The organism is Flavobacterium enshiense (assembly GCF_040750275.1).
GTDB lineage: Bacteria > Bacteroidota > Bacteroidia > Flavobacteriales > Flavobacteriaceae > Flavobacterium > Flavobacterium enshiense_B.
The window spans coordinates 55,993-68,318 of sequence record NZ_JBDOCV010000008.1 but is presented as its reverse complement, the minus strand read 5'-3'; the positions used below and the strand labels follow the sequence as shown (position 1 = coordinate 68,318).

Below are 12,326 nucleotides of genomic sequence, written 5' to 3'. Positions count from 1 at the left end.
TATGCTGAAAAGAATTCTCTTTATTTTAATTACAGGCTTGGGAATTACGTCCTGCATCAGTACAAAATCGACTATTAAAAACATCGATAATACCACCATTAAACCAGTAATTAAAGATGATACTTATCAGATTAAAGAATATGCCTCCGATAAAAAATACGGATACGATTCCGATTACCCCATTAACATCGGGTTTATCATGGAAATAAACGAGGAAAAATTCATCAATTACTATTTTAATGCTTTAGAAGGTCCTAACGGTGAAACACTTACCTATAAAAAAACAGAAAGCTGTTGCCCGTTCCCTACTGCCAACAATAAAATTGGTGGTGGTTTATTGTCGGTATATGAAGTAACGTGGGCTGGTCAGAGCAAACCTCTTAAAATGTACTTTAATATTTTCGAAAGAGGTAAAATTATGTGTCCCAATGGGTTGACTATTAAAAAATCGATTTTAAACAGACCGTAATTTTAAGAATTTTATAAGATTTACAGCCTTCTAAGTCCTTCATTAGAAGGTTTTTTTATTATATCTTTGTACAACTTTTTTTAAACACAACTATGAATTTACAAAACATACCTCAAATTAAACATATAGACAGTAACAATTTCTTCCTTTTGGCAGGACCTTGCGCCATCGAAGGTGAAGAAATGGCCATGCGCATTGCTGAAAAAACCGTTGCTGTTACCGACAAATTAAAAATCCCTTACGTTTTTAAAGGTTCGTTCAAAAAAGCAAACCGTTCCCGTATTGACAGTTTTACTGGAATCGGTGATGAAAAAGCTTTAAAGATATTACAGAAAGTATCCCGCGAATTCGGTGTACCAACGGTTACCGATATTCATACAGAACAAGATGCCGCTATGGCTGCCGAATATGTTGATATTCTTCAGATACCGGCATTTTTAGTACGCCAAACGGATTTGGTGGTAGCCGCTGCAAACACCGGAAAAACCGTAAACCTTAAAAAAGGACAATTTATGAGTCCGGAAAGTATGAAGCATGCGGTTCAGAAAGTTATAGACTGTAACAACCAGAACGTTATGGTAACAGACCGAGGCACCATGTTTGGCTATCAGGATATGATTGTGGATTACAGAGGGATTCCAACCATGCAGCAGTTTGCGTCAACCGTTTTGGACGTAACCCACTCTTTACAACAGCCAAACCAGATGGTGGGTGTAACCGGCGGTCGTCCTGAAATGATTGAAACCGTTGCTAAAGCAGGAATTGCCGTAGGGGTTGACGGAATTTTCATTGAAACCCATTTTGATCCCGCTAACGCAAAAAGTGACGGTGCCAACATGTTGCACCTAGACTTATTCGAAGGTCTTATGGAGAAATTGGTTGCCATACGCCAAACGATAAACAAATTCTAAATTATAAAAGCCCTTGAAAATCAAGGGCTCTTTATTTATATAACAGTTCAGCCTCCTTAATCACTGCTTCCAAAACAGTCAATTCAATTTCTTCAAGTTTATGGTAGCGTAAGGATTTTACCGTGTTTCTGTTTTCATCAATTAAGTATTCTTGATTTTTCGTTAATTGAAATCCTTTGGCGAATCCAATATCTAAAATCCCTTTTTATGATTGGGTGCCAAATAGATAAAAGGCTTCTTTTTCAAATAAAAATATGGTATTCCCCATTTAAAAAGCAATTCCGATTCCGGTACAAGTCGTTCAACTACATCACAAACAAAAAGCATAATTTCCTGATAATTTGCAGGTTGCCTTAAAATGTAAACTTCTGTGGGTTTCATAGCTTAAAAATACTAAAAAAAATTTGTTCAGATGAAAAAATATAACTTACTTTGTTTTTCAAAGTACTTTATATGGATACTCAAAATTATTTACAGGATCTGAAAGAAATCAAAGAATTGATGAATAAATCATCTCAATTCATTTCATTAAGTGGTTTGTCCGGAATTTTAGCCGGTGTTTATGCGCTTATCGGAGCAGTTATCGCTTATTTTCTTATTGAGAATCACACGGAATACTATATCACACTCGAAAGTCAAACATTCAAACTAATTTTATTGACCGCTTTGTGTGTGTTAGTTGCTTCATTAGTAACTGCGTACATTCTTACCGTAAACAAAGCAAAAAAGGTAGGTGAAAAAGTATGGAATGCTTCCTCAAAACGCTTGCTAATCAACTTTTTTATTCCATTGGTTACCGGCGGAATTTTTGCAATACTGCTAACTAGAAACGAATTTTTCTGCTTAGTTGTTCCAACTACATTGATTTTTTACGGGTTAGCCTGCGTAAATGCCAGTAAATACACACTCCGAGATGTTCGCTATTTAGGCATCACTGAAATAATTATTGGTCTACTGGCCGTTGAATTTTCCGGTTATGGTTTGTATTTTTGGGTGCTCGGATTTGGAATTTGCCATATTGTGTACGGAACTGTAATGCATTATAAATACGACAGAAAATAGCATGAAAAAAATTGCATTAATTATGGTTTGCACTTTAGGCATTATTTACCTCGTCGGCTATTTTAATTCTATTGCCGTTAATGATGGATTTAAAACGTTAGAAGAAAAATCATTGGGTTTACTAAAAGAAGGTGACATTATTTTTCAAACATCAGAATCAGAACAAAGTAAAGCGATTCAGATTACAACCAATTCCAAATTTTCTCATTGTGGACTTGTTTATGCTATCAATGGCAAAAAATATGTTTATGAAGCAGTACAGCCTATAAAAATAACCCCGATTGAAGAATGGATAAATCATGGAAAGGATAAAAAATATTTGGTAAAACGATTGAAAAATGCTGAAACCGTTTTAAATTCGCCTACCCTCTCCAAAATGAAACAAAAAGGTGAACTGTATTTAAATAAAAATTACGATGCATATTTCGAATGGTCAGATGACAAAATATATTGTTCTGAACTGGTATGGAAAATCTATAACGAAGGGGCAAATATTAAACTTTGTTCGTTTCAAACGCTAAAAGACTTTAATTTAAATGATCCTAAAGTCCAAAAAATAATGAAACAACGTTACGGAAACAACATTCCTTACCATGAGGAGGTTGTTGCACCATCGCAACTTGTTAACTCAGATGTATTGGAAACCGTAATTGATACGTATTAATAACTTGAAAAACATTATCCAAAATATAAACAAAGCTTTTGACAATCGTATCCGTTTGGGTATTATGTCGATATTGATGGTGAACGAATCAGCTGATTTTTCGACACTTAAAGAGCTTTTAGGGATAACCGACGGAAATTTAGCCAGCCATGCCAAAGCCTTAGAAGCGGAAAATTATATCGTAGTGGAAAAGCAGTTCATTGGCAAAAAACCAAACACCAGTTACCGGGCAACTGCCGAAGGGAAAAAAGCATTTCAGGATCATATTGAGGCCCTTGAAAAATTAATCAGTAAGAGTTAATCTATTTTTTTATTTAAAAACTTTGAATTTCAAAGTACTTTTAAACTGTGAATATGAAAGATAAAATCATCGAAAAAATGTACGAAATCAGTAAGATTCCTTATCAGAAATACGTCAAAACGAATAAACCTTGGCAAGTAACCAAATCCGAACTGCTCGCCTACCCAACCGATTCATTAGGACAAAATCTCGGTAAATTCTTGAACGACAACAACTTTAACATCCAATCAAAACTGGAAGATCATGACATCATTCACATTCTAACCAACACCGGAATTACTGTGGAAGACGAAATCGCGATGCAATACTATCTTTTGGGCAATGGCAAAAAAAGCCTGTATTTGTTCATGGTTATTCTAAGCGGAACACTTTTTTATTCGACACAAATCCGAGAATTTATCAGACAATATAAAAGAGGTAAAAAAGCACATCGCTTCTACGATCTCAATTTTGAAAAATTATTATTTGTTCCAATGGCAAACATCAGACAAACCTTTAACATTCAATAAAATGCAACTTACTTCATCACAACAAAATTTTGGCAAACTAACCGATTATACCGCTTTAGCGAGTTTTGGCACCGGAACTCTTTTACTGGTTTTGGGGTTATCCTTTAAAAGCTTTGATTTTGTCTTTATTATCGGTTACTTTTTTGTACTGATTGCTATAGCCATAAATGCGATATTATTACTCATCACTCTTTCTTTACTCTGTATTCAGTGGAAACATTGGCAGTTCTTTCTTCAAAGAGCATTGATTTTATGCGCTAACATACCGGTTACAGCCCTTTATATGTACATCCTCTTTAATTAATCAAAAACAATAATCATGGAAAACGAAAATCAAAAAACAGAACAGCACAACCAACCGATTGCAAACATTGCAGTTAAAACTTCATTTTTTCAATCGAATACAGCTAAAATGATAATGGTCGGCATTCTTACGCTGGTGCTTTTAATACCACTTTCATTTGTGGAAGAACTAATTTTTGAACGATCCGAACGCAAAAAAGAAGTAGTAAGCGAAATCACGCAACTTTGGGGAGAAGACGTGTTTTTCTATGGCCCTATTTTAAGAGTTCCTTACAAATCGTATTCTGAAACATCCGTAATTGATTCCAAAACAAAACAAACTATTATTGAGCGAAAAGCTACGGTGGATTACGCCTATTTTTTTCCGGATCAATTGAATAACACATCCAACATTAAAAAGAATACATCCTTAAAAAGAGGTATTTACAACAATGTAGTGTATACGGCTGATATGAAATTCGACGGAAGCTTCGGCAAACTGAATTTCGAAAAACTGGGCATAAAAGAAGAAGATCTACTTTGGGACAAAGCGGCTTTAGTAGTAAAAACCACAAATCTGAAAAGTATTAAAAGTGATTTAAATATTAAACTGAACAACCAAACCTTTAATTTTGAATCGAAAGCAGAAGAAGACAATTTTTACGGCACTTTAGAAACCAATCGTTTTGATTATAAAACACTCGCTGCCAACAACAGACTTGCTTTCAACTTTACCATGAAATACAACGGAAGCAACAGTGTAAAATTCATTCCGATTGGAAAAACAACACAAGTTAACCTAAATTCAGATTGGGAATCACCAAGCTTTGAAGGAATGTTTGCCGCTAATGACACCACAAAATCCATAAATGATAAAGGTTTTCATGCCGATTGGAAGATTTTAGACATTAACCGTTCCTTTTCGCAACAATATGTGAGCAAAGTTCCGAATTTGAACAGCTACTCCTTTGGTGTAAAACTGATTGAAACCGTAGACGAATACCAACAGAACGAACGCGCTGTTAAATACGGTTTTCTGGTTATCGGCTTGACCTTTCTGATTTTCTTTCTGATTCAGTCGGTAAATAAAATCAACATTCACATTTTTCAATATACGATGTTAGGCCTTGCCCTGATTATGTTTTACACGCTATTAATCTCAATTACAGAACATTCGAGTTTCTCGCTAGCGTATTTGATTGCATCCCTCGCGGTTATTGCAATGATTGTACTTTACTCGATTTCCTTCTTAAAAACGAAGAAATTCCCAATGTTCATCGGATTGGCGCTTGGTGGACTGTATTCCTTCATTTATGTAATCATCCAACTTGAAAATTATGCTTTGTTAGTCGGAAGCATCGGTTTATTTATCATACTCGGATTGGTAATGTACTTCTCCCGAAAAATAGACTGGAATAACGGAAATTCATAAAAAACAAAAAGCCCCGATTAAATATCGGGGCTTTTATTATTTACCATCTACATAATCCTGCAGATACTTAAATCTTTCCGTTAATTTACCGCTTTCGGTAATCTTGGCTCTTTGCAGAATTCCGTCTTTATCATCATTGTAAAAAGCTGGAATAACGTGTGTTAAAAACATTTCACCGAAACCTTCACTGGCATCCTTCGGCAGTTCACAAGGCAAATTATCAACCGCCATCACTACAATTGCGCCCGGGTGATTGATGTCAACCTCTACACCTTGGCTTGGATAATAACCATACAAAGGTTCTGCAATGGTTGAAGCTCTCAAAGTCGATTCAATCGGACCGTTTACATCACAGGAAATATCTGCAATTACTTTAATTTTATTATCAGCGGCATTAAGCATTTCTCTTGTTAAGATAACCGGCGCTCCGTTTCCGTAAAAATGTCCTGCCAGAAAAATATCAGACACCTTAGTGAATCGCTCAAAATCAGAAGTATAACTTTCCGGATGGGTATAAAAATCTTTATTGTCTAATTTTTGACCGTCTGTACGCTTGTTATAATCTAATACATCTATCTGAGTATAAACCGGTTGGGTGTAGGTTTTCGTCAGATAATCTTCAGGAGAAACCTGCTTGATTTTCATGGCATCCAGAATTTCCTTAGCTCCCATGCCCACTTTTCCGTGCCCTGTCAAAACGATTTTAATTGGCGGCAACATAGGACGACGTAAGCGTTCAATTAAAGCTGCTTTATCAGCTAAAGTTTCGGCTTTAGGCAAATTGAAAAGATCATATTTAATTCCAAATGCTCTGAAACCGTTATACGCTCCAACAATTCCGGCATAACGACCAAAACCGATTAAACGGTGGCTGGTTTGATCTACAATGGTTTCATGATCAATTAATTCAATGTTTTTATCAAGACAGGCTACAAGTAATTTTCGGTTATAGGCTTGCTTTTTAATAGTGTGTGAAAAGAAAAAATATTTTTTGTTTGGGATTAATGCGTCAACAGGTACTTCTTTTACTCCAATTAATACATCACAATCAGACACATCTTGAGTTACTTCAAAACCCAAGGCAGTATATTCCTCATCCTTAAAAATGCGTATGTCAGATGACTCTACTTTAATTTCAGCCTGAGGATACAGTTCTTTAAGCCTAACCAGTTCCGAAGGCGTAAAAACCACGCGACGATCCGGTGGATTCTTTCTTTCTTTAATTATTCCAAATTTCATTGTAAGGCAATCTTTGTGAAATTTACATAGTTTTACATTTTTTTATAACAATAATGCAATTTCAACTGTTTAGTTTTGTTTGTTTTTGTTTATTTTCGTCCAAATGTAACATTTAAAGAATTGAAGTGCAATTATTTTTTATTGAATTTTAAATACTTTATATTTGTGGTTTGATTTTTGCATTTCATTAATCATCTTTTAACCGGGGTCGACTGGTTTTGACAGCGGGTGGAATTGGACGGTAAGCACGTCGAGCATTGTACTTTTGGCTCGTAAATATCAAGGGTACGAACTTATAAACGGCGAAAATAATTACGCTTTAGCTGCTTAATCTGAATTATAGTAAGATTTGCCTAGTTCCGACCAGGTCGGAAAGCTAGATTCTCCTCAAAAGCCTTGGTTTATGGCGCTTGATATAGGGGAACCGTAAAAGTAAACCTAGGAACGGTAATGTTTTAAATCCGTTCTGACACTGATAAAGCTAAGCAGAAAGTGGCGGTTTCCGGCCTTGCTTCCTGTCGAAAATCCAATCGGAAACTAAACGTGTAGAAAGCTCTTCGATTGCCTGTTTGGACGAGAGTTCGATTCTCTCCGACTCCACATTAAAAAACCGCAAATAGCTAATTTTAAAGCTTTTGCGGTTTTGTGTTTTTTAAATATGTACGATTACTGTACGGTAAAAATCATTTAGCTATTAAAAAAATACTCATAATCTTCATTAACCATTCCCTTAATCCTTATCTCCGGAAATTTTTTAAACATTTCAAACAATGCTGAATCTTTTTTGTATATTGAATATATATACAGCCATCTATTTTCATAACCCCATGATTGTCCAAATATAAAATTTAAATAGTATAATTTTTTTTCTCTTTTTAATTCTGATTGTAAAATATAATCAATTAATAAGAAAAGTGAACTATGATATGCTTCCATTGATTTCTTAATTGGATCAAATGCAAAATGGAAAACATTGTATCCTCCTTGAAAATTAAAAACTTGAAAAAAATTAACATTGTCAAAACACCCCTCTAATTTATCAAAGAAATTTGGACCATCTGCTGTTACTCTACCTATAGAGTCATATGTAAATGTATCAACCCTTGATGTTAAATTTACTTTACGCATTAAATTATCATGATGAATATTACTTCTTGCATCTCTGTAATTATTGAATAAAATAAAAAACCCATTTTCAAATAATTGAATTAAATTTATCTCCTTTTGTTTCTTAATATCTTCTTCATTACTCAATATTTGCTTTTGCTGTATGATTATTGTTATCAATAATCCAAAGATTCCAAACCCTGTAAAAAGTGTATTTACATTATCGTTGGTCAAAAAACTACCTTTTTGTAAGGACCCCATTAACCATAAAAAAAGCATGAACAAAAAAGCAAATGACATTAAAAAAATAGTTCCAGGTTTCTTCATCAAATTGTTTCCTTTTTAAATAAAAATATCCCTTGATAAGGGATATTTTTAATGTTAATTATTGCTAATATAAGGATATCCTGATTATCATCAATCCCAACTAGTGTTTTTGGCTTTCCAAATAGCATGTGGAATGTCGATTTTGTCACCATTATTATTAATATTTATTTTTGCTCTTTTGAACCCTTTTTGAATGCCTTCTTCAATCTTTTTCTCCAACCTGTCAAAATCATTATTTTGATTCATAAAAGCATTCAATTGATTTTTTTCTGATGCCAAAGAAGCCATGTTTGCGGCTCGCATTGCACGTTGATATTCTTCGACGGAACTGTGAACTTTATCCCCGGCATATAGTTGAACCAAAGTATCGGTATTAGGTGTTAGCTCTATTTCACCGGTCTTTCTTTCAATAACCTCATGAACTCCACCATCACCAACAAATGCAACTTCTTTTGGTCCGTCTTTACGACCTTTTTTATATTTAGGAATAGGTGCGGCCAACACTGCAGCTAATTGTACAGCTCCAATTGCACCTGCTAAAGCAGCCATTACAACTCCCTGTGGAGGTCCAATTGCTAAAGCCGCCACAATTGCTTGTGCTGTTTTTATACCAATATCAACCCCGGCCATTACTTTATTGAAAACAGCCTGTTTGTGTTGCTCTTTACGTTTTTTCTTCTCCAGTTCCTCGCGCTTTTTCTCTGCTTCTTTTGTGATTAGATCTTTTTGAGCCTGATCATTTCCGGCAAGCTCTAATTGGCGATTATAGTAAGCCTCATTTTTTTGAATTTCATTGTCAATATTTGAAATTCTAGCATCAAAAATCGAATTAGAAAGATTAACCAATTCATCTTTTAATTCCATTGAAAGCTCTTTCACTCTATCAGCAAATTCCTCTTCTGACAATAATCTACTTTCATTGTCTTTAGCGAATTTTTCATTGGTCAACTCGGATAATTCCCTTTTGTAATTTGCTATTCGGTTTTCAATTTTCTTTCTTTCATCTTCGCTAATTGTTTCATCTTTTACCAATTCCTGAAGCGCATCTATTTGGGATTGAAGCCCTTTTTTAGCATACTCTTGTCGAATCGCAAAAACCCTTCTTTCATGTGCTTCAACTTCAGCTTCAATGTTGTCTTGCCCTTCCGTTAAAATTCTGAATCGCTCGTTTTCAGCAGTCAAAGCATTTTGTAACTCAGTATCTTGTTTTAAGAGTTCAGCATCAATTTTCTTCTGAACTTTTGCAACTTCTGAATCCAAAATAGCTTGCTTATTCTTTGCCCCCTTTCTTTCAATATCTTCCTTGTCTTTTTGGAATTTTTCATAAATTAACTTTTCTTCATTGGTAGCATTTTCAGAAAGTTTAACACCGGCGATAAGATCTTTTGCTTTTTGTTCTGCATCTTTTTTGATGGCATTCATTTTTTCAGTTGATGTGTTTTCTGCATCAATCTTACTTAAAGCATTCTTAGTCAATTCGTACTGTAAGGTTAATTCTGCTTCTGACCTCTTCAGTTGCTCTACTTCCATATAAGCATTTAGCCTTTCTTCAGCAGATTTCGTCTCATCATCCACAATTTCTTGATTCAACTCTGCGCCACGCTCCAAACGAAACTTCATTAGCGCATATTCATCATCCAGTTGTTTCTGTAGATTTTTTAGATATTCAGCTCTTGCTTTTTTTAAGGCCTCAAGTCTTTTTTTAAGCTCTTCTTCAGTAAGTTTTGTTACATCTTCATCTTTTTTGGTTTCTTCTTCAGCTGCTTTTGTAGTGATCTCCAAAATACGTTTCTTGGCTTCTTCAATGATCGATTTTTGTTGAGCAACAGCTGCTTCTAATCGTTCTTTTTCTTCCTTCAAAGTCTTACCACTTTTGCCAAAATTGATTGCATAAGGATTAAAATCAGCAAGCTCCTGATTCTTTTTATTTAGCGCCTTTTCAAATTCACCCAATTGCATTGAAGCCTGATTCATTATTAAATTCAATGCTTCCTGGTCTTTAATTCCATTTTGAGTGTAACTTCTGAAAGCTTTATCCACATTTTTAATACCTGCTTCAGCTCCTTTCATCCTGGCTTCCTCAAACAATTCATCCCAGTCTTTATTCAAACGGCCTAAATCTTTAAGCGCTTCTCTGGCCAAATAGATAAACAGCGAAAAGAATCCGGATACAGCACCTTTGCCCTCATTCAATGAGATAATGAAACTGTCATATTCAGCAGATAATCTTTCTGTTTCTCCCTGAAGTGTATCTGTTCGTATTCCGGCTTGCTCTGTAGCCGTTCCATACTCATACATGTATTTTGTAAGTTCCTCAAGTCTTTTAGTGTTTGCAAGAATATTTCTGGCAGCTACGGCATTTTCAACCCCAAATACTTTTACCAAATAAGCATTGTCATTCAATAAAGGTTTAAGCATTTCCATTTTCTCCTGGACAGGAATGGAATTGTCTTTTAATTTTTCCATGGAAATTCCCAAACCGTCAAATACTTTTTGAGCATCTTTTGGTAAAGCATCCGGTGCAGAAATTTTCAACAATACATTTCGTAAGGCAGTACCGGCTTCAGCTCCTTTTAGCCCTTTTTCAGCCAACAATTCGATAAGTGCTGTGGACTCCTGAATATTGACATTCGAAGATTTGGCTACCGCACCAAATTTCAGTAATGCATCCGTTACTTCCGGAATTTCAGCAGATCCATACTTAGCACCATTTGCCAATGCGTCGACAAATTCAGCAGCTCGACTAGCATCGGCACCAAATTGATTCATGGCATCAGTTAATGCTGTGGCCGCTTCAGGTAATTCCATTCCGGCAGCTTTAGAAAGTAATAAAGTGGCCTCGGTAACTTTATTTAAGTTTTGAACATTGTTTAATAATTCAGGTTGAGCGGAAGCAATTAATTTATAAGCTTCAACAACCTTTACAGCACCGCCTTTTGTTTCTTTTCCGACCTCTATTGCTTTCTTTTTCAAGTAATCAAGGTCTTTTCCAGTTGCACCAGTTATTGCTCGTAAATCGGCTACAGACTGATCAAATTCTTTAATCTTTTCAAATGCAGCTCCTAACGCACGAGCAGCAGCATCAACACCAACTACTAAACCAAATGCACCAACTAGATTTTTAAGCATTCCGGTCATTTTTCCTATCTGGGGGTAATTACCCACATTCTTAGTAAAATCTCCAACGGCTTTATCTGCCTTTCTTACTTTATCATCCAACTGGTCAAATTCCTTTTGAGCAGCTTTTACTGCCTTGGAATTTTCTCCTTCTGCAACAATCAGATCACGAAGTTTATTTTTTGCTTCGGTCCTGGCATTGTTAAGTTTTTGATAGGCGCCAACAAGCCCTAATTTCTCCAGAGCTGCTTGCTTCATTGCTTTATTCATTACTTCCAACTCAACCCTTTCTTTGATAACCGCTTGGTTTGTGCTTTCTGAAGCCAGCTGTTGCTTTCTTTTTATAGAAATAAGTTGATTTTCCAATTGGATTTGCTCTTTCCAGACGTCTTTAGTTTTACTAATTATTTCAACTTCCTTTTGCTGTGCTTTTAACAATTCTGAATTGTTCCCAGCGTTTTTCATAGTTTTAGCTGCTTTTGCCAATTCCAAAATGTTTGACTTGAATTCATTGTTTTTACTGATTGCTTTCTCTAGGTTTTTAACATATTCTGTTCCCCAATGAAGAGCATCATCTTCAATAACTTCTTTTCGGGTTATAACCCCATTTTTATTTGCCATAATACTGTTGTTTTAGTTCTTCGGCTTTTGATAGAAATTTCAGAGCATCCGTTTCAATGAACACTAAACTCCATTCATAAACCTCAGCGTTTTCCGAGTTAACTTCATAGTCATACTCATTTTTTAATAATAAAACCAATTCTTCATTGTAATCAAACCGAAGTGATTTACATGCCATTGTTATAACCTTGTAAGCTCCTTCTAACAAAAAAATTTCTCTTTCTTGCTGCCAGGTCATTGTTTTAACAGGCTTATTTTTTTTGAATATTTTTTTAATCATCTCAC

General features: G+C 35.1%; 12 protein-coding genes and 1 other RNA gene. 9 read left to right on the top strand and 4 right to left on the bottom strand.

Annotated elements, in window-relative coordinates; all coding sequences use genetic code 11:
• Window position 1 precedes the first annotated feature (1 nt).
• The 8 genes from ABGT15_RS12185 to creD all read left to right on the top strand — a co-directional run bounded on the left by ABGT15_RS12185 (window position 2) and on the right by creD (window position 5,630).
• On the top strand, window positions 2-469 hold the full coding sequence (locus ABGT15_RS12185) for a 2-dehydro-3-deoxyphosphooctonate aldolase (RefSeq protein WP_367231716.1): 468 nt from the start codon (window positions 2-4) through the stop codon (window positions 467-469).
• 92 nt (window positions 470-561) lie between these two features.
• On the top strand, window positions 562-1,380 hold the full coding sequence (gene kdsA / locus ABGT15_RS12180) for a 3-deoxy-8-phosphooctulonate synthase (protein WP_367231715.1): 819 nt from the start codon (window positions 562-564) through the stop codon (window positions 1,378-1,380).
• Between the two features lie 453 nt (window positions 1,381-1,833).
• A complete protein-coding gene (locus ABGT15_RS12175; protein WP_367231714.1) occupies window positions 1,834-2,442 on the top strand; it encodes a hypothetical protein in 609 nt (202 codons plus the stop codon).
• 1 nt (window position 2,443) lies between these two features.
• On the top strand, window positions 2,444-3,106 hold the full coding sequence (locus ABGT15_RS12170; RefSeq protein ID WP_367231713.1) for a YiiX family permuted papain-like enzyme: 663 nt from the start codon (window positions 2,444-2,446) through the stop codon (window positions 3,104-3,106).
• A gap of 4 nt (window positions 3,107-3,110) precedes the next feature.
• Window positions 3,111-3,407 (top strand): winged helix-turn-helix domain-containing protein, encoded by a 297-nt coding sequence (locus tag ABGT15_RS12165; protein WP_367231712.1) that lies wholly within the window; start codon window positions 3,111-3,113, stop codon window positions 3,405-3,407.
• Between the two features lie 53 nt (window positions 3,408-3,460).
• Window positions 3,461-3,916, top strand: a complete 456-nt coding sequence (locus ABGT15_RS12160; protein WP_367231711.1) for a Coq4 family protein — start codon at window positions 3,461-3,463, stop codon at window positions 3,914-3,916.
• 1 nt (window position 3,917) lies between these two features.
• Window positions 3,918-4,220 carry a hypothetical protein gene (locus ABGT15_RS12155; protein ID WP_367231710.1) on the top strand — a complete coding sequence of 101 codons (303 nt, stop codon included), beginning with the start codon at window positions 3,918-3,920 and terminating at the stop codon, window positions 4,218-4,220.
• A 15-nt stretch (window positions 4,221-4,235) separates the two neighbouring features.
• Entirely contained in the window at window positions 4,236-5,630 is a 1,395-nt protein-coding gene (gene creD, locus ABGT15_RS12150; RefSeq protein ID WP_367231709.1) for a cell envelope integrity protein CreD, read from the top strand.
• 36 nt (window positions 5,631-5,666) lie between these two features.
• Here the strand turns inward: creD and ABGT15_RS12145 are convergent, their stop codons facing one another.
• Window positions 5,667-6,869, bottom strand: a complete 1,203-nt coding sequence (locus tag ABGT15_RS12145; RefSeq protein ID WP_367231708.1) for an NAD(P)-dependent oxidoreductase — start codon at window positions 6,867-6,869, stop codon at window positions 5,667-5,669.
• Window positions 6,870-7,073: 204 nt separating this feature from the next.
• Here ABGT15_RS12145 and ssrA point away from each other — a divergent pair.
• Window positions 7,074-7,472: a transfer-messenger RNA gene (gene ssrA, locus ABGT15_RS12140) on the top strand.
• Between the two features lie 84 nt (window positions 7,473-7,556).
• Here ssrA and ABGT15_RS12135 read toward each other — a convergent pair.
• The 3 genes from ABGT15_RS12135 to ABGT15_RS12125 all read right to left on the bottom strand — a co-directional run bounded on the left by ABGT15_RS12135 (window position 7,557) and on the right by ABGT15_RS12125 (window position 12,321).
• A complete protein-coding gene (locus ABGT15_RS12135) occupies window positions 7,557-8,303 on the bottom strand; it encodes a hypothetical protein (RefSeq protein ID WP_367231707.1) in 747 nt (248 codons plus the stop codon).
• A 90-nt stretch (window positions 8,304-8,393) separates the two neighbouring features.
• A complete protein-coding gene (locus ABGT15_RS12130) occupies window positions 8,394-12,041 on the bottom strand; it encodes a phage tail tape measure protein (protein WP_367231706.1) in 3,648 nt (1,215 codons plus the stop codon).
• Complete coding sequence (locus ABGT15_RS12125; protein WP_367231705.1) at window positions 12,031-12,321, bottom strand: hypothetical protein; 291 nt, start codon at window positions 12,319-12,321, stop codon at window positions 12,031-12,033. Before ABGT15_RS12125 ends, ABGT15_RS12130 begins: the two co-directional genes overlap by 11 nt.
• Window positions 12,322-12,326 lie beyond the last annotated feature (5 nt).